We start from the raw sequence: 23,812 nt of genomic DNA, 5'->3' as shown, positions 1-23,812 counted from the left end.
CGCCCGCCGAGGATGCCGGTGCGGGCCGATAGGCTCGTGAACATGAGCCAGACCCCGGACAGCGCCGTCCGCACGTACATCGAGCAGCACCGCGCCGCCTTCCTCGACGACCTCACCGCATGGCTGCGCATTCCCTCCGTGTCGGCCCAGCCCGACCACGAGCCCGACGTACAGCGCAGCGCCGACTGGCTCGCCGCCAAGCTCAAGGAGACCGGCTTCCCGACCGCCGAGGTCTGGCCGACGGACGGCGCCCCGGCCGTCTTCGCCGAGTGGCCCTCGGACGACCCCGACGCGCCCACCGTCCTCGTCTACGGCCACCACGACGTGCAGCCCGCCGCCCGCGAGGACGGCTGGGACAGCGACCCCTTCGAGCCGGTCATCCGCGGAAACCGGCTCTACGCGCGCGGGGCCGCCGATGACAAGGGCCAGGTGTTCTTCCACACACTCGGCGTCCGCGCCCACCTCGCCGCCACCGGCCGCACCGCCCCCGCCGTCAACCTGAAGCTGCTGATCGAGGGCGAGGAGGAATCCGGCTCCCCGCACTTCCGGGCACTCGTCGAAGAACACGCGGGACGGCTCGCCGCCGACGCGGTGATCGTCTCCGACACCGGCATGTGGTCCGAGGACACCCCCACCGTGTGCACCGGCATGCGCGGCCTCGCCGAGTGCGAGATCCGGCTCTACGGCCCCGACCAGGACATCCACTCCGGTTCCTTCGGCGGCGCCGTACCCAACCCGGCCACCGCAGCCGCCCGCCTGGTCGCCGCCCTGCACGACGAGCACGCGCGCGTGGCCGTCCCCGGCTTCTACGACGGCATCGTCGAGCTGACCGACCGCGAGCGCGAACTGTTCGCCGAGCTGCCCTTCGACGAGCAGCGCTGGCTGGACACCGCCAAGTCCCGCGCCCCCCACGGCGAGGCCGGCTACAGCACCCTCGAACGCATCTGGGCCCGCCCGACCGCCGAGGTCAACGGCATCGGCGGCGGCTACCAGGGCCCCGGCAGCAAGACGATCATCCCGTCGTCGGCCATGGTGAAGCTCTCCTTCCGGCTCGTCGCGGGCCAGGACCCCGACCACCTGGAGAAGGCCGTCCGCGCCTGGGCCGAGTCGCAGGTGCCCGCCGGGATCCGGCACGAGATCAGCTTCGGCTCGGCCACCCGCCCGTGCCTGACCCCGCTCGATCACCCGGCACTGCAGTCCGTGGTCCGCGCCATGGGCCGCGCCTTCGAGAAGTCGGTCCGCTTCACCCGCGAGGGCGGCTCGGGACCCGCCGCCGACCTCCAGGAAGTTCTCGGAGCCCCCGTGCTCTTCGTGGGCATCTCCGTCCCCAGCGACGGCTGGCACGCCCCGAACGAAAAGGTCGAGCTGGACCTCCTCTTCAAGGGCGTCGAGACCAGCGCCTACCTCTGGGGTGACCTGGCCGAGCACTGGCGACCCACACCCTGACCGGCCGACGCCGTACGGGCGGACAGCACAGGCGGGGCACACTGGAAGGACCGCCCCGCCGCCCCGCCCCCGCCCGGCCCGGTGCCTTCCCGCCGTACGTCCCGCCGAACCGCCCGCCGAACGAACCGCTGCCCTGGGGGAGTTGGAAGCACCCGTGACCACCTGGACCGACGACACAGCCGATCGCCCCATCTCACTGACCGCCCCGAGCGGCATCGACCGCGCCGCCCACCACCGGCTCGACGAGGCCTGGCTCGCGGCGGCGTGGAGCCACCCCACGACCCGCTGCTTCGTGGTCTCCGGCGGCCAGGTGCTCATCGACGAGACACCGGACGGCCGGACCGAACTCGTCATGACGCCTTCCTTCGAGGCCCCGCTCACCGAGGCGCACCGCTACTTCCTCGGCATCGACGAGGACGGCGTCAGCTACTTCGCACTCCAGAAGGACGCGCTGCCCGGCCGTATCGACCAGTCCGCGCGCCCCGCCGGGCTGCGGGAGGCGGGCCTGCTGCTCTCACCGCGCGACGCCGGGCTGATGGTGCACGCGGTCGGCCTGGAGAACTGGCAGCGCACCCACCGCTTCTGCTCCCGCTGCGGCGAGCGTACGGTCATCGCCGCCGCCGGTCACATCCGCCGCTGCCAGGCCTGCGGCGCCGAGCACTACCCGCGCACCGACCCGGCCGTGATCATGGCGGTCACCGACGCCGACGACCGCATCCTGCTCGGCCGCCAGGTCCACTGGCCCGAGGGCCGCTTCTCGACGCTCGCCGGCTTCGTCGAACCCGGCGAGTCCATCGAGCAGGCGGTGCGCCGCGAGGTGTCCGAGGAGGTCGGTGTGACCGTCGGTCCCGTGGAGTACGTCGCCAGCCAGCCCTGGCCCTTCCCGTCCAGCCTGATGCTCGGCTTCATCGCCCGCGCCACCTCCACCGAGATCGACGTCGACGGCGACGAGATCCACGAGGCCCGCTGGTTCTCCCGCGAGGAACTGCACGAGGCCTTCGAGTCCGGCGAGGTGCTGCCGCCCTACGGCATCTCCATCGCGGCCCGCCTGATCGAGATGTGGTACGGCAAGCCGCTGCCGACACGCAGCTTCGTCTGACCCACAGCAGGCCCGGGACACAGCAGGGCGGCCCCTGATCCATCAGGGGCCGCCCTGCTGTGTCGCCGCGGAAACGTGGGCGCCGGTCTTCATCCGCCGCTGACCCGTCCGAGCTCATCGCGCTTCCAGCAGATCGGTGGACGGTCGAAACCAGTTCCTTTGCATGCTGTCGCAGAGCCTTCAGAGCAGAGCCTTGAGAAACCGGTCGGGGGCTGCGGCTCGCGAGGGTCAGACGCCGAGCGCCTGCTTCACCTGGGCGAGGCTCGGATTCGTCATCACGACCTCAGAGCCACCATTGGTGGGAACCACCTGAACGGTCGGGACCGTCTGGTTTCCGCCATTCGCCTTCTCCACGAAAGCGGCGGACTCGGGGTCCTGCTCGATGTTGATCTCGGTGTAGGCGATGCCCTCCCGGTCCAGCTGGCTCTTCAGCCGCCGGCAGTAGCCGCACCAAGTCGTGCTGTACATCGTCACAGTCCCCTGCATGTCTCTCGCGCTCCTCAGGCAGCTGGAAAAATCGTCCGGGGGAGCCAACGTACGCGAGCCGTCGGTCATTCCCGCCGGGGGTATCCACAGGCGACTGTGACGCCTGCCGCATTCATACGACTGCGGCTGCCCGCCTGTGGACAACCGACACGGCAGTCCCTTGCGACCTGGCAGCATGGCGGTGTGACAGCAGCAACGCACTCCACCCTTTTCCCGCAGACACCGGACTCGGCCGACGCGGTGCTCGAAGGGCTCGACCCCGAGCAGCGCGCGGTGGCCACCGCCCTGCGCGGCCCGGTGTGCGTACTGGCCGGAGCGGGCACGGGCAAGACCCGGGCGATCACCCACCGCATCGCCTACGGAGTGCGAGCCGGCATCCTCCAGCCGTCCAGCGTCCTTGCCGTCACCTTCACCAACCGCGCCGCCGGAGAGATGCGCGGCCGGCTGCGCCAGCTCGGCGCCCACGGAGTCCAGGCCCGCACGTTCCACTCCGCCGCCCTGCGCCAGCTGCAGTACTTCTGGCCGAAAGCGATCGGTGGCGGCATGCCCCGGCTGATCGACCGCAAGATCCAGCTCGTGGCCGACGCGGCCGCGAGCCTGGGCACCCGGCTCGACCGGGGCGAGCTGCGTGACGTCACCGCCGAGATCGAATGGTCCAAGGTCACCCAGACCATCCCCGCCGACTACCCGTACGCCGCCGCGAAGGCCGGCCGCGAGGCCCCACGCGACCCCGCCGAGATCGCCCACCTCTACGCCGCCTACGAAGACCTCAAGCGCGACCGCGCCGTGATCGACTTCGAGGACGTCCTGCTGCTGACCGTCGCCGTCCTGCAGGACCGCCACGACATCGCCGAACAGGTCCGCGCCCAGTACCAGCACTTCGTCGTCGACGAGTACCAGGACGTCAGCCCCCTGCAGCAGCGGCTGCTGGAGCTGTGGCTCGGCGACCGCGACGACCTGTGCGTCGTCGGCGACGCCAGCCAGACGATCTACTCCTTCACGGGGGCCACGCCCGACCACCTCCTCGACTTCCGCACCCGGCACCCCGGCGCCACCGTCGTCAAACTCGTCCGCGACTACCGCTCCACGCCCCAGGTGGTCCACCTCGCCAACGGCCTGCTCGCCCAGGCCCGCGGCCGCGCCGCCGACCACCGGCTGGAACTGGTCTCCCAGCGCGCCCCCGGCCCCGAGCCCGTCTACACCGAGTACACCGACGAGCCCGCCGAGGCGGAAGGCGCCGCCCGTCGCATCCGCGAGCTGATCGACGCCGGTGTCCCGGCCGCCGAGATCGCCGTCCTGTTCCGTACGAACGCCCAGTCCGAGATCTACGAGCAGGCCCTCGCCGACGCCGGCGTCCCCTACCAGTTGCGCGGCGCCGAGCGATTCTTCGACCGGCCCGAGGTGCGCAAGGCCGGCACCGCCCTGCGCGGCGCGGCCCGCTTCGGCGGCAACGACTCGCTGCTGGACGACGCCGTGGACCTGCCCTCCCAGGTGCGTGCCGTCCTGTCCGGGGAGGGCTGGACCACCGAGCCGCCGGCCGGTTCCGGCGCAGCCAGAGAGCGCTGGGAGTCCCTCGCCGCTCTCGTCAACCTCGCCCAGGACCTCGCGGCCGCCAGGCCCCGCGCCACCCTCGGCGACTTCGTGGCGGAACTGGACGAGCGGGCGAACGCCCAGCACGCCCCGACCGTCCAGGGCGTCACCCTCGCCTCCCTGCACGCCGCCAAGGGCCTGGAGTGGGACGTCGTCTTCCTGGCCGGCATCGCCGAGGGCATGCTGCCCATCACCTACGCCAGGACCGACGAGCAGATCGAGGAGGAGCGCCGGCTCCTCTACGTCGGCGTCACCCGCGCGCGGGAACGGCTTCATGTCTCCTGGGCCCTGTCCCGTTCGCCGGGCGGCCGGCCGAACCGCAGACCGAGCCGCTTCCTCGACGGGCTGCGTCCCGGCACCACCGCCACCGTCGGCCACACCGGCACGGGTGCCGGCGGAAGCGTCGAACACGGGACCGTCCGGGCCGGCGCCGTCGCTCCCCGGCGCGCCCAGCGCACCCCGGCCCGCTGCCGGGTCTGCGGCCGCACGCTCACCGACGCGGGCGAGATGAAGCTGATGCGCTGCGAGGACTGCCCGTCGGACATGGACGAAGGGCTCTACGAACGGCTGCGGGAGTGGCGCGCGGTGCAGGCCGAGCGCAGCGGACAGCCGGACTTCTGCGTCTTCACCGACCGCACGTTGATGGCCATCGCCGAGTCGCGGCCCGAGAGCCCTGCCGAACTCTCCCGCATCCCCGGCGTCCTCAGCCGCAAGCTGCGCAGCTACGGAACCGATGTCCTGGCCATCTGCACAGGCCAGGAGGCCGGGGAAGCCGACGAGGACGACTGATGCCAACTCGTCGAAAAAATAGTTTGCGCATGCCCCAGCAATCCCCATAGGTTCTAGGCACGGATGCAGCGGCCTTCTCGAAGGCCCCAACTCCGTGTTGTACTTGCATATCCGAACGGACTGGCTCACCCCAGTCCCAGAGACGCCGAGAGGAGGCGAGTCCAGTGATCAGCATCAACACCAGCACCATCAGCACGGCCAAACTGACCGATCGCTCGGCCGTCTCCCTGTGCATGCTCGGCGCCTCCTCCCAGGGCACCGGTCTGTCCGGCATTCGTGCCGCCCGCCCGGCGTCCTCCCTCGCTCTCGCGGATCTTCCCGTCCGTGAGCGCAATGAGCGACCGACCAAGGCACTGGAAGCGGTAGCGGCACAGGCGCAGGCCTATGCCTTTGCGGCGGCCGGTGCCGGATTCCGGAAGCAGACGACGCAGCACCACCAGATGTGGGCCTTCCGTGGGCCAAAACCCTGGAGTGATCCAGCCTGATCCGATCAGGCCGGCGCCTTCAGGGCCGCGGAACCCCATCCGGGATCCGCGGCCCTTCTGTTTTCCCCGAATCGGGGACGACGGAGCGGAGGGGCCTCGGGACAAGAAAAGAACCCGGTACCAAGCCGACACCCGGTCAACCGGCCGGAACGACCAGACGAGGAAGACCAACCGTGCAACTCGAAGCGCACGCCCCGTCCGTACCGCCTTCGCAAACGATCCCCCCGCCCGGCCTCACGGAGGACTCCACCTTGACCCCCCTCACCGCGCTCACCGCGCTCGACGACGCCATCGAGAACCTCGGCGTACCCGTCCCCTGCCGCTCCTACGACCCGGAGGTCTTCTTCGCCGAGTCGCCGGCGGACGTCGAGTACGCCAAGTCCCTCTGCCGCACCTGCCCGCTGATCGAGGCCTGCCTCGCCGGTGCCAAGGAGCGGCGTGAGCCCTGGGGCGTCTGGGGTGGCGAGCTGTTCGTCCAGGGTGTCGTCGTTGCCCGGAAGCGGCCGCGTGGTCGCCCGCGGAAGAACCCGGTCACGGCATGAACACCGCAGGAACGATCGACCGTCCCCTCACGCACGACCCCAAGAAGCAGGCCCCGATGAAGCCGTCCACCAGCGAGCTCGCAGGCTCCGCGACCCCAGACGTCACCACCACCAGCGCCACCGAAGCGCGCCAGAACAGGACCCGGGAGATGCAACTCATGCAAGAAGCCCTGGCTCGTGCGCATATGCACGAGCGACTCCATGACGCCGCGCGGGAACGCCGGGCCGTGCGCCTGGCGGTCGCCCAGCGGATGCAGCGCAGGGCCGAGCGGGCCTCGCTGCGCGCCCGGCGCGCGCTCGCCATGGCGGTCATGCAGTAACGATCACACCTGAGAAGCGGTGGCCTCCCGGCCCGTCGGGGAGGCGAAGCCTTCTGCGCGGGGGCCGGTCCGGCCGAACGGACCGGCCCCCGCGGTGCGTTGTCCGGCGATCGGCCGTCGGCGGAGTTATCGTCGCCGGGTGACGAGTCCTCCCGGAGGAAGTGATCAGGGCGGCTCCACTCCGGAGCGCCGTGTGCTCGTGTGCGCCCGCTGCGGCACCGCCGCCGACGGCGCCCCGCCGACCACCTGGACCTGCTCCGTGGAGAACGGCATCCGCCAGTACTTCTGCGACACCTGCTCCCGGGAGAACCTGAGGGCGATCGAGGGGCGCCTGGACTCGGCCTGGTGGTGAGCGAGGCTCTCCGGCCGCTCCCACCGGACCGTCAGGTCATGAACTGCCGGACGGACGCCGAACTGTTCGCCAGCGCGGGGCCTCGTCGTCGGGGTCGTCCGGAGAGGCGAAGTGGAACGGCACCCCGAGGTGGTCGGCCAGAGCCCGGCCTGCCTCGGCGGCAGCGGCGCTCGGAGAGGGCCCGCCCCGGCGGCGGTAGACGGTCGCCAGGTGGCCATCCCCCGCCGGGTCGTCCAGGACGGCGATCAGGAGTACGAACCACTCATGGACGGTGTCGCCGTCCCAGACGGCCTCGATCGCAGCGACCCGTCCCGGGTGGGAGGCAACCCGGGCAGCGAGTGAGGGCAGGTCGAGCGGATCGGGCGGCCGGTGCTGCACTCGGTCGCCGAGGGCCTCGTAGCGCGCGTAGACGAGCAGCTCCGCCTCGTGAAGGCTGAGCCCCAGCGGGCGCAGGGCCTCCCACGTGGTCTTCAGCGCCGCCATCCGCCGGTCGCGCAGCACGTCCGCGTCGATCTCTCGGCGACGCTGTTCGTCCAGGTGGGACCAGCCGATGCCGCCCATGGGGCTCACGCCTCCGCCGCCGGCTCTGCCTCGCTCAGGTCTTCCGCGGGCACGAAGCCCGGCAGCCACTCCTCCAGTTCCTCGCGCAGCCGTACCGTGGCGCCCAGCTGGCACAGGACGCCGATCGTGCTCAGGGTCACCCGGTGGATCAGCAGATAGGCAGGCGGCAGGTTCAGCCGCTTGCCCAGCTGGTAGGCGGGGGAGCGGGGGTCGGCGATGCGGGCCGCCTGGCTGCGCATCCAGGTGCGGGTGAAGGTGAACGCCTCGACCCGGGCCGGTTCGATGATCGGCAGCAGGTAGTCGAGGACCGCGTCGGGGTCCAGCTCTATGGACTCCTTCACGAAACCTTCGTCGCAGAGCATTTCGTAGACCGACTCGGCTTCGCCGTCCAGCGTCATGCGGAGGGAGGTGCCGATCGGCAGAGGCAGGCCTCCGGGCAGCCGGTCGACCGTGCCGAAGTCGAGGACTCCGAGGCGCCAGTCGTCCTCGCCGTCCGGGCCGCCGGGCAGCAGCCGGAAGTTGCCCGGGTGCGGATCGGCGTGGAGCAGGCCGGTGCGGGCCGGGCCCGAGAAGAGGAAGCGGGCCAGGAGCTGGCCGGCCCGGTCGCGCTGCTCCTGGGTGCCGTCCGAGATCACCTCCGACAGCGGGATGCCGTCGATCCACTCGGTCACCAGCACCTGCTCGCACTGGTGCACCACCGCCGGGACCACCACGTCCGGGTCGTCGGTGAACTCCTCCGCATGGGCGGACTGGGCTTGTGCCTCCAGTGCGTAGTCCAGCTCCTCGGAGACGCGGTCCTTCAGCTCCGCGATCAGCGGCTTGATGTCCATGCCCGGGATCAGCGGCCCCAACAGGCGGGCGAAGCGGCTCAGTTGTCCCAGGTCGGAGAGCAGGGCCTCGCCGGCGCCCGGGTACTGCACCTTGACCGCCACCTCACGGCCGTCGTGCCACACGGCCCGGTGCACCTGTCCGATCGAGGCGGCGGCGGCCGGCTTGTCCTCGAACTCCTCGAACAGATCGCGCCAGTCCGGACCCAGCCGCTCGTCGAGCACCGCGTGCACGGTGCGGGTCGGCATGGGCGGTGCCGCCTCCTGGAGCTTGGTCAGGGCCGCGCGGTAGGGACCGGCGATCTCCTCGGGCAGCGCCGACTCGAAGACGGACAGGGCCTGCCCGAACTTCATCGCGCCGCCCTTCAGCTCGCCGAGCACCTTGAACAGCTGCTCCGCGGTGCGCTGTTGCAGTTCCCGGCCGACGATCTCCGCGGACTCGCCCACGATCCGCTTGCCCAGCCCCCAGGTCGCCCGGCCGGCGAAGCCGAGCGGGAGCGCGGCGAGCTTGGCGGTACGGGTGACCGCCTTCCGGGGAAGATCAGACATGCGCCCTCCAAGTCCCAGTCGGCCGCGCCTCGCCTGTCCTGCGTCGCCGCTTCGCCGACGGCCGTTGCACCGCCATTGTCGCGCGCCGTTCGCCGTCCGGTGAGGAGTGCTCCCCCTTCTTACCTCTCCGCGCCGCACCGCACCCGCATCCCGGATGCGGCCGGACCGGTCGGTCGTGCCAGTCCAGGCCGGGCAGGGACACCTCCCAGCGGGTGCCCACGCCGGACGGGGACTGCCCGTCGAGAAAGGCCAGCGCATGCGCCGCGGCCAGCCCCGCGACCGCGGTGGCCAGCGTCACATCGCAGGCGCCGACCCGGCGGGCCTTCGGGGACCGCCACTGGGCGGTCAGCCGGAGCCAGGCCGGGTCCCGGTCGCAGCGGTCGAGGTGCAGGCAGCCGGCGCAGCCCGACTCGCCGGGCAGGACGAGCGGGCCCACGACGCCTGTGCCCTCGACCACACCGGCGTACAGGTGCGGTGTTCCGGCGGTCATGAGCGGCTCGGTGTCGGCCGGGTCGGGTGCGTGCACGGCCACGTCGTCCCGTGGCGCGAGGATGACCAGGGAGAGCCCGGCGTCCTGGGCGCCGGATCCGGGGGAGTGGGTGTGGCGCGGTGGGCGGTGGGGTGCCGCGCGGCGCACGGCGGCGCGCGCCGCCGTCTCGCGGCGGTCGCCGAGCGACTCGGCGGGCAGTCCGCCCGGGGCCAGGTCCCACGCTTCGACGCGTCCCGCGTCGCGCACGTCGACCTCGCCGACCCCGGCGCCCGACAGCACCGACGCCAGTACGGCGCCGACCCGCCCCGCGCCCCGTACCTGCACGCGCAGCGCGCGGCGGGCGGCGAGCCGGGCGAGCGCGGCGCCCGGCTCGGCCGTGGTCAGGGAGAGCGCGGCGAGGTCGGGGCGCAGCCGCCGCAGGACGTCCTCCTTCTCGCGCAGGGCGTCCGCGGCCGGTCCGCCGCCGCGCGCGTCGTCGACCAGGCCCGCGCGGGTCAGCCGTGCCAGCAGGGTGTCGACACGGCCGTCCGGCAGGTTGAGGCGGCGGCCCTCCTCGCGCAGCAGCGGCAGCCCGCGCGTGCCGTTGAGCAGGTCCAGGAAGCCGCTCGTCGCCGGGTCCAGCGGGCCCAGCGTCAGCGCGTGCGCCGGCGTCATCCCGAACTGCACGGTGTCGCGATCACGCCAGCCGCGCCGCAGCGCGGGTTTCATCACCGGATGCATGGCTGGCTCCCGTATCCGTGGAAGGCATTGCGGACCTCTCGTCGCCCGCGGAGCCGGTCCTGCTCCGCCGACGTCTGCCAGCATGCCGTGCCGGTCCGTCCGGCGCCGGGAGTTATCCACAGGCCGGGCATGTTTGTCATATAAGCCTGCCGATAAAGGACATTATTCCTGCCGTAAACGGGATAAAACGGATGGGTGGATCAGTCGGAGGAGTCATAGGAATCAAACGCATGGTGGGGGTTCCGCATCGAACCGTTCCTGAGCCGGGACTTCGGCCATGCCCAGCGGGTAACGTCGGGGCGTGCCCGCCGACCCACTGCACCGCGCCGGAAACCCACAGCGCAGCACGACGAGCCAGCCGCCCAGCGGCTCGGGGGCGAGCGCGATCGAGGTCCGCAGGAGCACCCGGCGCCGCCGGACGGTCTCCGCGTACCGCGAGGGCGATCGCACCGTCGTACTGATCCCCGCCCGGATGTCGAAGGCGGAGGAACAGCGCTGGATCGCCGTCATGCTCGACAAACTCGCCGCCCAGGAGAGCAAACGGAAGCTCGGTGACTCCGAGCTGGGCGAGCGTGCCGAGCGGCTGTCGGCGCAGTACTTCGACGGCCGGGCCCGGCCCGCCTCCGTGCGCTGGGTCACCAACCAGAACACCCGCTGGGGTTCGTGCACCCCGGCCGAGGGCAGCATCCGGCTCTCGCACCGGCTGCAGGGGATGCCCGACTACGTCATCGACTACGTCCTGTGCCATGAGCTGGCCCATCTGCTGGTCCCCGGTCACGGGCCCGACTTCTGGCGGCTGCTGGAGGCGTACCCGCGCACCGAGCGGGCCCGCGGCTATCTCGAAGGGGTCGTCGCCGCCGAGCGGCTGCCGCAAGTGCCGGGGGCGCGCGGCGAATGAGCCGCGGGCCGGCCGTCCGCCTCCGGGTGCGGTTGTGTACCGGGTCTGTACCGGCTGCGTGTGATGTCGGTCTTTGCCGTTAGCCTGGCGCGACGCACTCACATTCGGGATGGGGGACGGTCGTTACGCATGGCCAGGGAATTCCAACGCGGCCACAAGGCCAGGATCAGTGACCTCACGGCGGGCACGGATCTGTACATAGGCGTGCAGATCTCCGCTCCCGGGCTCACCTTCGACATCAGCTGCTTCGGTCTGGACGCCGACGAGCGCCTCTCGGACGACCGGTACTTCGTCTTCTTCAACCAGCCGAAGTCCCCGGAGGAGTCCGTCCAGCTGCTGGGTGCCCAGGCAGGCGACACCGAGTCGTTCCGGGTCACGCTGGACCGGATCCCCCCGCACATCCACAAGCTGTCCTTCACGGCGACCATCGACGGCGCCGGGCAGATGTCGCAGGTCGCGCCCGGCTATCTGCGTATCGTGGCCGGCGGCGAGGAGGTCGCGCGGTATTCCTTCACCGGCGCGGAGTTCTCCACCGAGCGGGCCGTGATGCTGGGTGACCTCTACCTGAAGGACGTGTGGCGGTTCGCCGCGGTCGGACAGGGCTTCGACGGCGGCCTGGAGGCCCTGCTGAAGAACTTCGGCGGCGAGGTGCTGGAGGAGGAGGCACCCGCCGCCCCGCAGCAGCCGCAGCCCGGTGCCGCCCCCGGCTTCGCCCTGCCCGCCCAGACCAACGCCCCGCCGGCGTTCGCCGCCCCCACCACCCCCGCACCCGCCCCGGCCCCCATGCCGCAGTCCCCCTCGCAGGGATTCGCCCCGCCGGCCGGTGGCACTCCGCCGCAAGGCTTCACCCCGCCCGGCCAGACCCCGCCCCCGGCACCGGCCCCGAACGTGCACGCCGCGCCCACGGTCGTCGGCCCCCTGACCCCGCCCCCCGGCGGCACCGTCCCCCCGCCGGCCCCGGCCCCCGCGCCGTACGGCCAGCCCCAGCAGCACCCGTACGGCCAGCCGCCCCAGCAGCAGCCGTCGTACGGCGGCCAGCCGACCGCGCCGCCCCCGGGCTACGGCCAGCAGCCGCCCTCCTACGGCGGCCAGCCCACCCCGCCCATGCCGCCGGGCTACGGCCAGGTCCCCGGCCAGCAGCCCGCCGGCTACGGAGTGCCGCAGGGCGTCCCGCAGGGCGGTGCCGGAGTGACCGCCGCGCTCCAGGCGTTCAAGGAGACGCCGACGGGACAGCGCTGGACGCCGCAGAACAAGAAGCTCATCCGCGTCGACCTCGGCATCGGCGGGCAGCCCGTGCTGGCCAAGCAGGGCAGCATGGTGCTCTACCAGGGCAAGGTCGACTTCAGCTACAAGGGCGCCGGTTTCGCCGGGCGGATCGTCGGCAACACCACCGGCCAGGAGATGCAGTTGATGCGCTGCACCGGTCAGGGCCAGGTGTTCCTCGCCGAGAACTCCACCCACCTGCACCCCGTCGAGCTGCAGGGCGACGCGATCTGCGTCTCCGCCGAGAACGTCCTCGCCTTCGACGAGAGCCTGCAGTACGAGGTGCGCCGTATCGAGGGCCACGGCATCCCCGGCGGCGCGCTGTTCACCATGCAGTTCCAGGGCACCGGCACGATCGTCGTCAAGACGCACGGCACGCCCGTGGTCCTGCCGGTCACGCCGACCACCTTCGCCGACTGCCACGCCATCGTGGCCTGGTCGGCCGCCTCCCAGGTGATCGTTTCCAGCCAGGTCCGCATGCGCCGCAACGCCTACCCGGGCGACACCGGCGAGAGCGTGAACCTCCAGTTCCGGGGTGCACCCGGCAACTTCATCGTCGTCCAGCCGTACGAGGTCTAAGGGGAGCCCGTCATGAACCAGCCGCTCGCGGGCTACGCCCCCGCACCCGTCACCGCCCGCATGGAGAACCACGGCAACCACATGCTGAAGGTCGCCATGCAGACCGGAAACGACCTCCTCGCGCGCGTGGGCTCGATGGTCGCCTACGAAGGCTTCGTCCAGTACGAGCCCAACCCTCCGGCCGTCCGCCAGATCGCCCGTGACTGGATCACCGGCGAGGGGGCGCCCCTGATGAAGTGCACCGGCGACGGCCTGCTCTACCTCGCCGACTACGGCGCCGACGTCGTCGTGATCAACCTCAACGGTGACGGCATCTCCGTCAACGCCACCAACCTGCTCGCCTTCGACGCCCATCTGACGTGGGGCGTCGAGCGGGTCAAGGGGCTCGCGAAGTTCGCCGGGCAGGGGCTGTGGAACACGAAGATCTCCGGGCAGGGCTGGGTCGCGCTGACCTCCCGGGGCAAGCCGATCGTCGTCGACTGCGGCGGCGGCGAGGACGAGACGTACGTCGACCCCGACGCGCTCGTCGCCTGGTCGCCGAACCTGAGGGTGAAGGGCAAGCGCAGCTTCAAGGCGCAGTCGCTGATCGGCCGCGGCAGCGGCGAGGCCTACCAGATGGCCTTCTCCGGCCAGGGCATCGTCGTCGTCCAGCCCAGCGAAGACAGCACCGACCGCCTCCGGATCCGGGGCTGAGGGGGAGTCAGAACGCCATGCAGAGCCCGCTTTTCGCACACAACGACGTCCAGACGCAGGAGCGCTGGAGCCTGCAGAACAAGCAGATGCTCCGCGTCACCCTGGAGGGCCACGACGACATCCTGGCCCGCAAGGGCACCATGGTCGCCTACCAGGGCCTGGTCGAGTTCGACGCCGAGTACCGCAGCAACAGCCAGGCACGCGCGCGTGCGTACACCGGCGAGGGCCTGGACCTGATGCGCTGTCACGGACAGGGCACGGTGTACCTCGCCAACCTCGGCCAGCACGTGCACGTCATGGACGTCGAGCAGGACGGGCTGACCGTCGACAGCTCCTACGTCCTCGCCATGGACTCCTCGCTGCACCACGAGGTCATCGCCGTCGACAGCCTCTACGGCATCTCCGGCTCCGGGAAGTACCAGCTGAACATCACCGGGCGCGGCAAGGTCGCCCTGATGACCTCGGGTGCGCCGCTGCTGATGCAGGTCACGCCCGACAAGTACGTCAACTGCGACGCGGACGCGATCGTCGCCTGGTCCACCGGGCTGCGCGTGCAGATGCAGGCGCAGACGCACTCCTCCGGGGTGTGGCGCCGGCGCGGCAACACCGGTGAGGGCTGGGAGCTGAGCTTCATGGGGTCCGGCTTCGCACTGGTCCAGCCCAGCGAGCTGCTGCCGCCGCAGAACGCGGTGATCGGGCAGGGCCTCGCCGCCCAGTTCGGCATGGGTCAGCACGGGGCGCGCGGACAGAACCAGGGGAACGTCTGGAGCTGAGCGTCCAGTGAGCCAACGTAAGGGGCGTCGGCAATGGCGGACGCCCCTTACACATGCCCCGGGGTCAGAGGCGCGCCCGGGTCGCCTCCAGCAGGCGTACGACCGACTCGTCGGCCACGTCCGCCACCTCGCCGTAGGCGAACCAGCGCAGGTCCAGCGACTCCTCGCTGATCGCGTGCTCGGCGCCCGCCGGGGCCAGTGCCGCGTACTGGACGTCGAAGTGCCAGTGGCACGGCGCCGGGATCGGGTGCCGGTCCAGGCGCACCGGGCCGCCGGGCAGCAGCGTCAGCCCGGGCACCCCGGACTCCTCGGTGGCCTCCCGCAGGGCCGCCGCCGCGAGCGAGGCGTCGCCCGGCTCGCAGTGGCCGCCCATCTGCAGCCACATCCGCAGCTTCCTGTGCAGGGTGAGCAGCACCCGGCCGCGCTCCAGGTCGATCACCAGGGCGCTCGCCGTCACATGCCCTGCCTCGCAGGCCTTCCACATGCCGTCCGGATGGGCCGCCAGATGGTCCAGGTAGGCCTGGCGCAGCTCCTCCTGGCCCTCGTACCCCTTCAGGGCGAGGACCGCGTCGTCGTACAGGCTCACTCGGCGTCGTCGCCCTTGTCGTCGTCCTTCTTCAGGTTCGGCTTCTCGGCGGAACCGCCCGCCGCCTCACCGAGCATCTTGTCCAGCTCGGAGAAGTCCAGCTGCTCGCGGTGCACGAAGCCGTCCGGGTCGTCCAGGTCGGTCGCGGTGGGCAGCATGTCCGGGTGGGCCCACAGGCCGTCCCGGCCGTCGACCCCGCGCGCGTCCGTGAGCGAGGCCCACAGGCGGGAGGCGTCGCGCAGCCGACGCGGGCGCAGCTCCAGGCCGATCAGCGTGGCGAACGTCTGCTCCGCCGGGCCGCCGGTGGCGCGGCGACGGCGCAGGGTCTCGCGCAGGGCGTCGGCGGACGACAGCCGCGGCTTCGCCGCCGCGTGGACCACCGCGTCCACCCAGCCCTCGACGAGCGCCAGAGCGGTCTCCAGACGGGCCAGGGCCGCCTTCTGCTCGGGCGTGTCCTCCGGCTGGAACATGCCCTGCTGCAGGGCGTCCTGCAGCTGCTCGGGGTTCTGCGGGTCGAACTGGCCGACCACGTCCTCCAGCTTGGCCGTGTCGACCTTGATCCCGCGCGCGTAGCCGTCGACCGCGCCGAACAGGTGCGAGCGCAGCCACGGCACATGCGCGAACAGCCGCTGGTGGGCCGCCTCGCGCAGGGCCAGGTAGAGCCGCACCTCCTCCTGCGGGACGCCCAGGTCCTTGCCGAAGGCCTCCACGTTGGCCGGGAGCAGCGCGGCCTTGCCGGCCGGGCCGAGCGGCAGGCCGATGTCGGTGGAGCCGACGACCTCGCCCGCGAGCACGCCCACGGCCTGCCCGATCTGCGTGCCGAACATGGCGCCGCCCATCGAGCGCATCATGCCGATCAGCGGGCCCGCCATGGCCTGCATCTCCTCCGGCAGGACGTCGCCCATGGCCGCGCCGACCCGCTCGGCGACCGGGTCGACCAGTTCCTGCCAGGCGGGCAGGGTCGCCTCCACCCACTCCGCGCGGGACCAGGCCACCGCCGAGGCCGAGCCCGACGGCAGGGAGGTGGCGTCGTCCAGCCACAGGTCGGCCAGGCGGACGGCCTCCTCGACCGCCTTGCGGTCGGCCGCGCCGACGCTGGCGTCCTTCGTGCCGTCCGGGGTGCCCTGGGCGACCGTCTGGCGGGCGATCTGCTTGGCCATGTCCCAGTTCACCGGACCGCCCTCGTAGGAGAGCATCTGGCCCAGCTGCTGGAACGCGGCGCCCAGGTCGGTGGGGTTCAGGGACCCGAACATGGCTGCGAGCGGATTGTCGGCGCCGGGGCCGCCAAAGCCCCCGGCTCCGGGCAGGCCGCCGAAGCCGAACGGGTTGGCCGGTCCCTGCCCACCACCGCTTTCCTGGTCCTTCTTCTTGCCCTCGTCGCCGTCTTCCGGCTCCTCCGGCGGAAGGCCGAAACCGAATGGGGTGTCACTCACGGGATTCCTCGGCTGGTAAGGCCGCCGGTTCTCTCCGGCGGCGCGGCTGCCCGACAACACCACCCAGCGTAGACACCCGGACCCGATCGGGCCTCGGTGCTTCGCCCACGGCAGGCCTGCGGCAGGATGGATGCACCTGGTACGTACGCGTCACTCGCGCTCGTACTGAAGACAACCGCTGGAGACGCCCGGTGAGTTCCCCAGATCCGCAGGTTCGCGCAGCGCGAAACCCATCAACCTCGTCCGCTGTACGCGGACCCGTCGTCGCGGTCACCGGTGCCGCCGGAGGGGTCGGTGCCCTGCTCACCGAGCGGCTCGCCGCCTCCGAGGAGATCAAGCAGGTCATCGCCATCGACGAGCGGCGCGGCGAGTGCGCGGCCGCCACCTGGCACATCCTCGACGTGCGCGACCCCGCCATCGCGGACAAGCTGCGGGGCGCCGACGTGGTCGTCCACCTCGCGCTCGACCTCGATCTGGAGACCGATGCGGCGGCTCGTACCGCTTACAACGTCCGGGGGACGCAGACCGTCCTCACGGCCGCCGCGGCGGCCGGCGTGCACCGGGTCGTGCTGTGCACCTCGGCGATGGTCTACGGCGCGCTGCCGGACAACGAGCTGCCCCTTTCGGAGGACGCCGAGCTGCGGGCGACCGCCGAGGCCACCGGGGTCGGGGACCTGCTGGAGATCGAGCGGCTGGCGCGGCGGGCGCCGCGGGCGCATCCGGGGCTGAACGTCACCGTCGTACGTCCCGCGGTGCTGGTCGGCGGCACGGACACCGCGCTGACCCGGTACTTCGAGTCGCCGCGGCTGCTCGTCGTCGCCGGGTCACGCCCCGCGTGGCAGTTCTGCCACGTCGAGGACCTGTGCAGCGCTCTTGAGTACGCCGTCCTGGAGAAGGTCGACGGGGAACTGGCCGTCGGCTGCGACGGGTGGCTGGAGCAGGAGGAGGTCGAGGAGCTGAGCGGGATCCGGCGGATGGAGCTGCCGTCGGCGGTCGCGCTCGGCGCGGCGGCCCGCCTGCACCGGATCGGGCTCACGCCGTCTCCGGCGGGGGATCTGGCGTACACGATGTACCCGTGGGTGGTCAGCGGGAGCCGGCTGCACGACGCCGGGTGGCGGCCGCGGTGGACCAACGAGGAGGTGCTCGCGGAGCTGCTGGAGGAGGTTTCCGGGCGGCACACGGTGGCCGGGCGGCGGCTGGGACGCAAGGACGCCACGGCTGCGGGGGCCGCGGGGGCGACGGTGGCTCTGCTGGGCGCTGCCGCTGTGGTTCGGCGGGCCCGGAAGGCCCGGCGGCGGGTGTGAGGTGTGTCGCACCGGGGGCGTGACGTCGTACGAGCATCCAAGACGCGCCACGCGCGTGCCTGGTGAATCTCGTATTCCTCGGTGTCACGGGCGTGCGGCACGATGGGGGCATGGCACATGCGAACGAGCACCCCGGTGAGCAGGCGGCGCAGGATCCCATCAAGCTGATCGGTGTCCGGGAGACCGCGCTCTCCGTGGACGAGGTCTTCCAGGCCGTCGGGGACGCGGCGGCCGGGGGTGTGGCGCTGTTCGTGGGCACCGTGCGGAACCACGACGGGGGCGCCGATGTCGACGCCCTCGGCTACTCCTGCCATCCCAGTGCCGAGGCCGAGATGCGGCGGATCGCCGAGAAGGTGGTGGCCGAGTATCCGGTGCGGGCGCTGGCCGCCGTGCACCGCGTGGGCGACCTGAGCGTGGGGGATCTCGCCGTGGTCGTCGCCGTGGCGTGTCCGCACCGGGCCGAGGCCTTCGACGCCTGCCGCAAGCTGATCGACGACCTCAAGCACGAGGTGCCGATCTGGAAGCACCAGAAGTTCTCCGATGGTACGGAGGAATGGGTGGGCGCCTGCTGACGTCCGTCACTCGGGGCATCTGTTCCCCCCAAGTTGCGTAACCGGCCCCCTCGCGTGAGCGTTGTCAGTGCGGATGGTTAATCTGCTGATCAGTCAGTTGCGGACGCTCATGGCGTTGGGAGGTCGGCATGGGGGTGCTTGTCTGGCTGCTGATCCCGCTCTTGGCTGCGATCGGCGGCGGGCTGTGGGGCAGTTGGGCCAACAGAACACGCCGGGTGCGCGGTGACGGCCCCGAGCTGGACGGCTATGCCCGGTTCCGTGAGGCCATGGAGCGGTCCCACACGGGCGCCGGTGGCGCGTGACGGGTGCCCTGACGGTCCGCTGACACAGGCGTCCCGTACTGTCGAGGCATGCCACGCCGCACCGCGACGATGCTCGCCTCCACCCTGATGCTGATCGCGCTCCTGTGCGCGGGAGTGCTCATCCCCGTGCCGTACGCGGAGATGTCCCCCGGCCCGACCGTGAACACGCTGGGGGACCACGACGGCGAGCCGGTACTGCAGATCACCGGGCACAAGACGTACCGGACCGACGGTCACCTGAACATGACGACCGTCCGGGTGACCAGCGCGGACTTCCGGATGAACCTGGTGGAGGCGGTCTACGGCTGGCTGGCGCACGACAGCAAGATCGTGCCGCACGACACCCTCTACCCGGACGGCAAGACCGAGGAGCAGTCCACCCAGGAGAACGCCGAGGAGTTCAGCCAGTCCCAGGAGAGCGCCAAGGTCGCCGCCCTGAAGGAGCTGGGCATCCCCGTGAAGTCCTGGGTGATCGTCTCCACCGTCGTCAAGGGCTCACCCGCCGAGGGCAGGCTGCACGCCGGTGACGTGATCAAGGCCGTGGACGGTACGGCCGTGAAGCAGCCCTCCGACGTCGCCCGGTTCGTCACCCGGCACAAGCCCGGGCAGAAGGTCGTGTTCACCGTCGTCCCGGCCAAGGAGCAGGTCGCCGCCGAGAAGGCGCACAGGACGGCGACGAAGAGCCAGGACGTCACCATCACCACGACGACCTCCCACGACAGCGGCGCCGAGCGGGCCGTCGTCGGGATCTCCGCCGGGACCGACCACACCTTCCCGTTCACCATCGACATCAAGCTCGCCGATGTCGGCGGGCCGAGCGCCGGCCTGATGTTCTCCCTCGGCATCTACGACAAGCTGACCCCGGGCAGCCTGACCGGCGGCAGGTTCGTCGCCGGCACCGGCACCATCGACGACAACGGCACCGTCGGACCGATCGGCGGCATCGAGATGAAGACCGTCGGCGCGCGCGACAAGGGCGCCCAGTACTTCCTGACGCCCGCCGACAACTGCGCGGCCGCCGCCAAGGACACCCCGGGCGGGCTCAGGCTGGTGAAGGTCAAGACGATCGGGGACGCCCTCGACGCGCTGAAGGACATCCGCAGCGGGAACACCGCGGCGCTGCCCGCGTGCACCACCAAGGGCTGACCGGCACGCGCATGTGACACGGCTGGGGGCGCCCCGCAGAGCCGGGGCGCCCCCATCGCCGTACCGCACCGGGCGGGATCAGTCCTCGAACGTCGCCGCCAGGGCCTCCGCCAGGCCGGGCACCAGGTCCGGGCCCGTCAGGACCTCGGTCGCTGAGTCCTTCTCGCGCAGCCGCAGCGCCGACTCACGGCCGCCGTCACGCAGCACCGCGACCGTCATGCGCACCTCCTGACGCTCGGGGTGCTCGGCGACCCACCTGGCCAGCTTGGCCTCGCTCAGATTCTGCGGGACCTGCGCCTCGGCGGACGGCGGCAGCATCAGGCGCTCCACCGACAGCGCGCAGCCGACCACCGCGTCGGGCCAGGCGATGGTGCCGAGGAACTCGTCCAGCGGCTTGCCGGACGGGATCTCCTCCTGCTCGATCGGGGTGAGACCGGCGGTCTCGGACTCGTCCCCGTCGAGGCCCAGCTGAGCCGCGAGCGAGGGTTCCTGGGCCCGCAGCCGTGCGGTGTCGACAAGGGCGAAGAGGCGAGCGGGCTGGTCCCAGCCGAGGCCGGAGACGTACTCGTCGATCTCGAGTACGGCCCGGGTGAGCGGGCTCGCTGCCATGGGAGTGTTGGACATGGTCACAATCCTGCCTCGTTCCTCGCCGGAATCGGGAACCGAGCAGTGCGTGAGTAAGTTGCATAGGTGTTGGCCCGCGATCACGGGGGGCAACCGAGGGCCCGCGAACACGAGGGCCTGACGGATCGACAGCGAACTTCGAGGTGCGCACCTTGGCTTTCCAGATGCCGGACCGCGGTGGAGGCCCGACGGGGCCGCGGATCAGAGCGGGCCGCCCGTCCCGGCGGGCGAGGACCCTGCTCATGACACTGGGCGTCCTGGCCGTCCTCGGCATGGCGTTCACCATGTTCGCGGGCTTCTGGACGGACTGGCTGTGGTACCGGTCGGTGCACTACTCGTCCGTGTTCACGACCGTGCTGTGGACCAAGATCGGCCTCTTCTTCGTCTTCGGTCTGCTGATGGCGGTCGCCGTGGGGGTCAACATCTGGCTCGCGCACCGGCTGCGGCCCCCGCTGAGCGCCATGTCCCTGGAGCAGCAGAGCCTCGACCGCTACCGGATGGGCATCGCGCCGTACAAGAAGTGGCTGCTGCTCGGCGTCACCGCGCTCGTCGGGCTGGTCGCCGGCGCCTCCGCGGCCGGCCAGTGGCGGACCTGGCTGATGTGGGTCAACGGCGTGCCCTTCCACCAGAAGGACCCCCAGTTCCACCTCGACGTCTCCTTCTACGCCTTCGACCTGCCCTGGTACCGCTTTCTGCTCGGCTTCGGCTTCGCCGCCGCCGTCCTGTGCCTGATCGCCGCCGCGCTCACGCACTATCTGTACGGCGGGCTGCGCGTCACCAGCCCCGGCGCGCGTGCCACCGCCGCCGCGACCGGGCATCTGTCGGTGCTGCTCGGCGTCTTCGTCGCCCTGAAGGCGGTCGCCTACTGGCTCGACCGGTACGGCCTGGCCGTCAAGTCCAGCGACTTCAAGGCCACCGGCGACTGGGCCGGCCTGCGCTACGTCGACGCCAACGCCTATCTGCCGGCGAAGACGATCCTGTTCTGCATCGCCGTGATCTGCGCGCTGCTCTTCTTCGCCACGCTGTGGCGGCGCACCTGGCAGCTCCCGGTGATCGGCTTCGGCCTGATGGTCCTCTCGGCGATCCTGATCGGCGGCCTGTACCCGGCGATCGTGCAGAAGTTCCAGGTCCAGCCCAACGAGCAGGCCAAGGAAGCGCCGTACGTCCAGAGGAACCTCAAGGCGACCCGTGAGGCGTACGGCATCGACGACGCCAAGGTCACCGAGTACGCGGGCAAGTCCCCGACGTCGGACAAGTCCTCGGCCGCGGACAAGGCCAAGCTGCGGGGCGACGCCGACGACGCGGCGAGCATCCGGATCATGGACCCGAACGTCGTCTCGCCGACGTTCCAGCAGGCGCAGCAGATGAAGAACTACTACGCCTTCCCGACGAATCTGGACGTCGACCGGTATCCCGCGAAGGACGGCGAGGACGGCAAGGAGCAGGACACGGTCATCGGCCTGCGCGAGCTGAACCTGGACGGTGTCCCGAAGAACAACTGGATCAACGACCACTTCCGCTACACGCACGGCTACGGCGTGGTCGCTGCCAAGGGCACCCAGGCCGATGACCAGGGCCAGCCGGTCTTCACCGAGTCCGACCTGCCGTCCAAGGGTGACCTCGGCACATACGAACAGCGCGTCTACTACGGCGAGAAGACCACCACGTACTCCATCGTCGGCGGACCGCAGAAGGAGGTCGACTACTCGGCGGACAACGGCGACGAGAAGACCACCAGCTACGCCGGCAGGAGCGGCGTCAACCTCGACAACCCGGTCAACCGGGCCGCGTACGCGGTGGCGTTCAACGAGCCGCAGATCCTCTACTCGGGCGCGATCGGCAAGGGCTCGCGGATCCTGTACAACCGCACGCCCAAGGAGCGCGTCGAGGCGGTCGCCCCCTGGCTGACCATCGACGGCGACGCCTACCCGGCGGTCGTCAAGGGCCGTATCCAGTGGATCGTGGACGCCTACACGACGTCGAACGGCTACCCGTACTCCTCGCGTACGACCCTCGGGGACACGACCGCCGACTCGCTGACCGCCACCAACAACAACCGCGCGGTGGTCGCCCAGCAGAACCAGGTCAACTACATCCGCAACTCGGTGAAGGCGACCGTCGACGCGTACACCGGCGACGTCAGGCTCTATCAGTGGGACACCCAGGACCCGGTGCTGAAGACCTGGATGAAGGCCTTCCCCGGCACGGTCGAGCCGCGCAGAGCCATCTCCGACGACCTGATGGCCCATCTGCGCTATCCGCAGGACCTGTTCAAGGTCCAGCGTGAGCTGCTCACCCGCTACCACGTGACGGACGCGCAGACGTTCCTCACCGGCAGTGAGGTCTGGCAGGTGCCCGACGACCCGACCAACGACTCGGGCAGCGCGGTGCCGCCGTACTACCTGAGCATGAAAATGCCGGACCAGAGCAAGCAGTCGTTCTCGCTGACGACGACGTTCACACCGAACGGTCGTGACAACCTCAGCGCGTTCATGGCGGTCGACTCCGACCCGGGCACCAGCGACTACGGCAAGATCAGAGTCCTGAAACTGCCGACCAGCACGACGGTCGACGGTCCCAAACAGGTGCAGAGCCAGTTCAACTCCCGGCCGGACATCGCGGAGACGATCAGCCTGCTCACCCGGGGGCATTCCAAGGTCGAGTACGGCAATCTGCTGACCGTGCCGCTCGACGGCGGACTGTTGTACGCGGAGCCGGTCTACGTCCTCGGTGGGAAGCTGAAGTACCCCTTGCTGGGCAAGGTGCTGGTCACCTACAACGGCAAGACGGCGTTCGAGAACACCCTCGACGAGGCGCTCGACAAGGTGTTCGGTGTGAAGGGTTCGACCACCACGCCACCGGAGACCGGCACCACCAATCCGCCCGGCACCGGCAACCCGACGGTCGAACAGGCGCTGCAGGACGCCCAGAAGGCCTTCGACGCCGGGCAGCAGGCACTGAAGGACGGCCCGGACTGGGACGCGTACGCCAAGGCGCAGAAGAATCTCCAGGACGCGCTGAAGCGGGCCGAGGACGCACAGTCCAAGGGTGACAAGACCAGGAGTTGATCAAGCGCGCCCCGCGTCGTGGTACGGTTGACACGCAACGGCGCGGGGTGGAGCAGCTCGGTAGCTCGCTGGGCTCATAACCCAGAGGTCGCAGGTTCAAATCCTGTCCCCGCTACTGCAGTCGAAGGCCCGGATCCCAACGGATCCGGGCCTTCGTGGTGTGCGAACTCATGTACTGAGGGGAGGGACGGCCGCGCCGCCGTGGGGAGTTGAGCGGTGTGTGTTTGACTTGTCTCCCTGTGGGCATGTCGACAAAACGCTGAAGTGACCTCACGGGCTGCGGTATACCGGGTGTACCCAGGTTGCAGGTGGTGC

Annotated in this window: 23 protein-coding genes and 1 tRNA gene; 17 read left to right on the top strand and 7 right to left on the bottom strand. The window is 70.9% G+C overall.

The annotated features are described in order from the left end of the window. The first annotated feature begins 42 nt into the window (after nucleotides 1-42). Both ACZ41I_RS17295 and nudC read left to right on the top strand, forming a co-directional pair. On the top strand, nucleotides 43-1,446 hold the full coding sequence (locus ACZ41I_RS17295; RefSeq protein WP_468514493.1) for a dipeptidase: 1,404 nt from the start codon (nucleotides 43-45) through the stop codon (nucleotides 1,444-1,446). A gap of 154 nt (nucleotides 1,447-1,600) precedes the next feature. Further along, entirely contained in the window at nucleotides 1,601-2,545 is a 945-nt protein-coding gene (gene nudC / locus ACZ41I_RS17290) for an NAD(+) diphosphatase (RefSeq protein ID WP_399764365.1), read from the top strand. Nucleotides 2,546-2,773: 228 nt separating this feature from the next. On the opposite strand, the gene ACZ41I_RS17285 is transcribed toward nudC, so the two are convergent. After that, the gene (locus ACZ41I_RS17285) at nucleotides 2,774-3,031 is read right to left on the bottom strand and encodes a mycoredoxin (RefSeq protein WP_399764368.1); all 258 of its coding nucleotides are present in this window, start codon (nucleotides 3,029-3,031) and stop codon (nucleotides 2,774-2,776) included. Nucleotides 3,032-3,214: 183 nt separating this feature from the next. Between ACZ41I_RS17285 and ACZ41I_RS17280 the strand changes: the two genes are divergently transcribed. The 5 genes from ACZ41I_RS17280 to ACZ41I_RS17260 all read left to right on the top strand — a co-directional run bounded on the left by ACZ41I_RS17280 (nucleotide 3,215) and on the right by ACZ41I_RS17260 (nucleotide 7,109). Continuing rightward, nucleotides 3,215-5,410 carry an ATP-dependent DNA helicase UvrD2 gene (locus ACZ41I_RS17280; protein WP_468514492.1) on the top strand — a complete coding sequence of 732 codons (2,196 nt, stop codon included), beginning with the start codon at nucleotides 3,215-3,217 and terminating at the stop codon, nucleotides 5,408-5,410. A gap of 164 nt (nucleotides 5,411-5,574) precedes the next feature. After that, on the top strand, nucleotides 5,575-5,895 hold the full coding sequence (locus tag ACZ41I_RS17275) for a hypothetical protein (protein ID WP_399764374.1): 321 nt from the start codon (nucleotides 5,575-5,577) through the stop codon (nucleotides 5,893-5,895). 173 nt (nucleotides 5,896-6,068) lie between these two features. Beyond that, on the top strand, nucleotides 6,069-6,437 hold the full coding sequence (locus tag ACZ41I_RS17270) for a WhiB family transcriptional regulator (RefSeq protein WP_023546912.1): 369 nt from the start codon (nucleotides 6,069-6,071) through the stop codon (nucleotides 6,435-6,437). Then, the gene (locus ACZ41I_RS17265) at nucleotides 6,434-6,757 is read left to right on the top strand and encodes a hypothetical protein (RefSeq protein ID WP_363218133.1); all 324 of its coding nucleotides are present in this window, start codon (nucleotides 6,434-6,436) and stop codon (nucleotides 6,755-6,757) included. The genes ACZ41I_RS17270 and ACZ41I_RS17265 overlap by 4 nt, the downstream gene beginning before the upstream one ends. Nucleotides 6,758-6,896: 139 nt before the next feature. Further along, a complete protein-coding gene (locus ACZ41I_RS17260; protein ID WP_399764377.1) occupies nucleotides 6,897-7,109 on the top strand; it encodes a hypothetical protein in 213 nt (70 codons plus the stop codon). Nucleotides 7,110-7,145: 36 nt separating this feature from the next. On the opposite strand, the gene ACZ41I_RS17255 is transcribed toward ACZ41I_RS17260, so the two are convergent. The 3 genes from ACZ41I_RS17255 to ACZ41I_RS17245 are packed head-to-tail and all read right to left on the bottom strand — an operon-like array spanning nucleotide 7,146 to nucleotide 10,256. After that, nucleotides 7,146-7,670, bottom strand: coding sequence for a hypothetical protein (locus ACZ41I_RS17255; RefSeq protein WP_468514591.1), 525 nt, complete (start codon nucleotides 7,668-7,670; stop codon nucleotides 7,146-7,148). A gap of 5 nt (nucleotides 7,671-7,675) precedes the next feature. Beyond that, on the bottom strand, nucleotides 7,676-9,046 hold the full coding sequence (locus ACZ41I_RS17250) for an ABC1 kinase family protein (protein ID WP_363218135.1): 1,371 nt from the start codon (nucleotides 9,044-9,046) through the stop codon (nucleotides 7,676-7,678). Next, the gene (locus tag ACZ41I_RS17245; RefSeq protein WP_363218136.1) at nucleotides 9,039-10,256 is read right to left on the bottom strand and encodes a TOMM precursor leader peptide-binding protein; all 1,218 of its coding nucleotides are present in this window, start codon (nucleotides 10,254-10,256) and stop codon (nucleotides 9,039-9,041) included. The genes ACZ41I_RS17250 and ACZ41I_RS17245 overlap by 8 nt, the downstream gene beginning before the upstream one ends. Before the next feature lie 301 nt (nucleotides 10,257-10,557). Between ACZ41I_RS17245 and ACZ41I_RS17240 the strand changes: the two genes are divergently transcribed. The 4 genes from ACZ41I_RS17240 (at nucleotide 10,558) to ACZ41I_RS17225 (ending at nucleotide 14,462) form a co-directional block, all read left to right on the top strand. After that, entirely contained in the window at nucleotides 10,558-11,154 is a 597-nt protein-coding gene (locus tag ACZ41I_RS17240; RefSeq protein ID WP_363218137.1) for a M48 metallopeptidase family protein, read from the top strand. A gap of 129 nt (nucleotides 11,155-11,283) precedes the next feature. Further along, entirely contained in the window at nucleotides 11,284-12,996 is a 1,713-nt protein-coding gene (locus ACZ41I_RS17235; protein WP_468514491.1) for a TerD family protein, read from the top strand. Between the two features lie 12 nt (nucleotides 12,997-13,008). Beyond that, nucleotides 13,009-13,689 (top strand): AIM24 family protein, encoded by a 681-nt coding sequence (locus ACZ41I_RS17230; RefSeq protein WP_363218139.1) that lies wholly within the window; start codon nucleotides 13,009-13,011, stop codon nucleotides 13,687-13,689. 17 nt (nucleotides 13,690-13,706) lie between these two features. Beyond that, nucleotides 13,707-14,462 carry an AIM24 family protein gene (locus ACZ41I_RS17225; protein WP_468319369.1) on the top strand — a complete coding sequence of 252 codons (756 nt, stop codon included), beginning with the start codon at nucleotides 13,707-13,709 and terminating at the stop codon, nucleotides 14,460-14,462. 64 nt (nucleotides 14,463-14,526) lie between these two features. On the opposite strand, the gene ACZ41I_RS17220 is transcribed toward ACZ41I_RS17225, so the two are convergent. Together ACZ41I_RS17220 and ACZ41I_RS17215 are read right to left on the bottom strand one after the other, a co-directional pair. Further along, a complete protein-coding gene (locus ACZ41I_RS17220) occupies nucleotides 14,527-15,048 on the bottom strand; it encodes an NUDIX hydrolase (RefSeq protein ID WP_468514490.1) in 522 nt (173 codons plus the stop codon). Next, complete coding sequence (locus ACZ41I_RS17215; RefSeq protein ID WP_363218142.1) at nucleotides 15,045-16,481, bottom strand: zinc-dependent metalloprotease; 1,437 nt, start codon at nucleotides 16,479-16,481, stop codon at nucleotides 15,045-15,047. Before ACZ41I_RS17215 ends, ACZ41I_RS17220 begins: the two co-directional genes overlap by 4 nt. Before the next feature lie 191 nt (nucleotides 16,482-16,672). Between ACZ41I_RS17215 and ACZ41I_RS17210 the strand changes: the two genes are divergently transcribed. The 4 genes from ACZ41I_RS17210 (at nucleotide 16,673) to ACZ41I_RS17195 (ending at nucleotide 19,805) form a co-directional block, all read left to right on the top strand. After that, entirely contained in the window at nucleotides 16,673-17,785 is a 1,113-nt protein-coding gene (locus tag ACZ41I_RS17210) for an SDR family oxidoreductase (RefSeq protein ID WP_363218143.1), read from the top strand. A 110-nt stretch (nucleotides 17,786-17,895) separates the two neighbouring features. Continuing rightward, nucleotides 17,896-18,357: a molybdenum cofactor biosynthesis protein MoaE gene (locus tag ACZ41I_RS17205; protein ID WP_363218144.1), complete on the top strand. Its 462-nt coding sequence runs from the start codon at nucleotides 17,896-17,898 to the stop codon at nucleotides 18,355-18,357. Nucleotides 18,358-18,485: 128 nt separating this feature from the next. Further along, nucleotides 18,486-18,659, top strand: a complete 174-nt coding sequence (locus ACZ41I_RS17200) for a hypothetical protein (RefSeq protein ID WP_399764394.1) — start codon at nucleotides 18,486-18,488, stop codon at nucleotides 18,657-18,659. Nucleotides 18,660-18,707: 48 nt separating this feature from the next. Beyond that, on the top strand, nucleotides 18,708-19,805 hold the full coding sequence (locus ACZ41I_RS17195) for a PDZ domain-containing protein (RefSeq protein WP_399764397.1): 1,098 nt from the start codon (nucleotides 18,708-18,710) through the stop codon (nucleotides 19,803-19,805). A 78-nt stretch (nucleotides 19,806-19,883) separates the two neighbouring features. On the opposite strand, the gene ACZ41I_RS17190 is transcribed toward ACZ41I_RS17195, so the two are convergent. After that, nucleotides 19,884-20,429, bottom strand: coding sequence for a PPA1309 family protein (locus ACZ41I_RS17190; RefSeq protein ID WP_468514489.1), 546 nt, complete (start codon nucleotides 20,427-20,429; stop codon nucleotides 19,884-19,886). Nucleotides 20,430-20,593: 164 nt separating this feature from the next. Here ACZ41I_RS17190 and ACZ41I_RS17185 point away from each other — a divergent pair, with 164 nt between their 5' ends. Together ACZ41I_RS17185 and ACZ41I_RS17180 are read left to right on the top strand one after the other, a co-directional pair. Beyond that, entirely contained in the window at nucleotides 20,594-23,497 is a 2,904-nt protein-coding gene (locus ACZ41I_RS17185) for a UPF0182 family membrane protein (protein ID WP_468514590.1), read from the top strand. A gap of 41 nt (nucleotides 23,498-23,538) precedes the next feature. Continuing rightward, nucleotides 23,539-23,612: transfer RNA gene (locus ACZ41I_RS17180), tRNA-Met, on the top strand. The last annotated feature ends 200 nt before the right edge of the window (nucleotides 23,613-23,812 follow it).

The organism is Streptomyces sp. NPDC030799 (genome assembly GCF_055572255.1).
The sequence above is the reverse complement of the archived record's forward strand: the minus strand, read 5'-3'. Positions and strand labels throughout refer to the sequence as shown.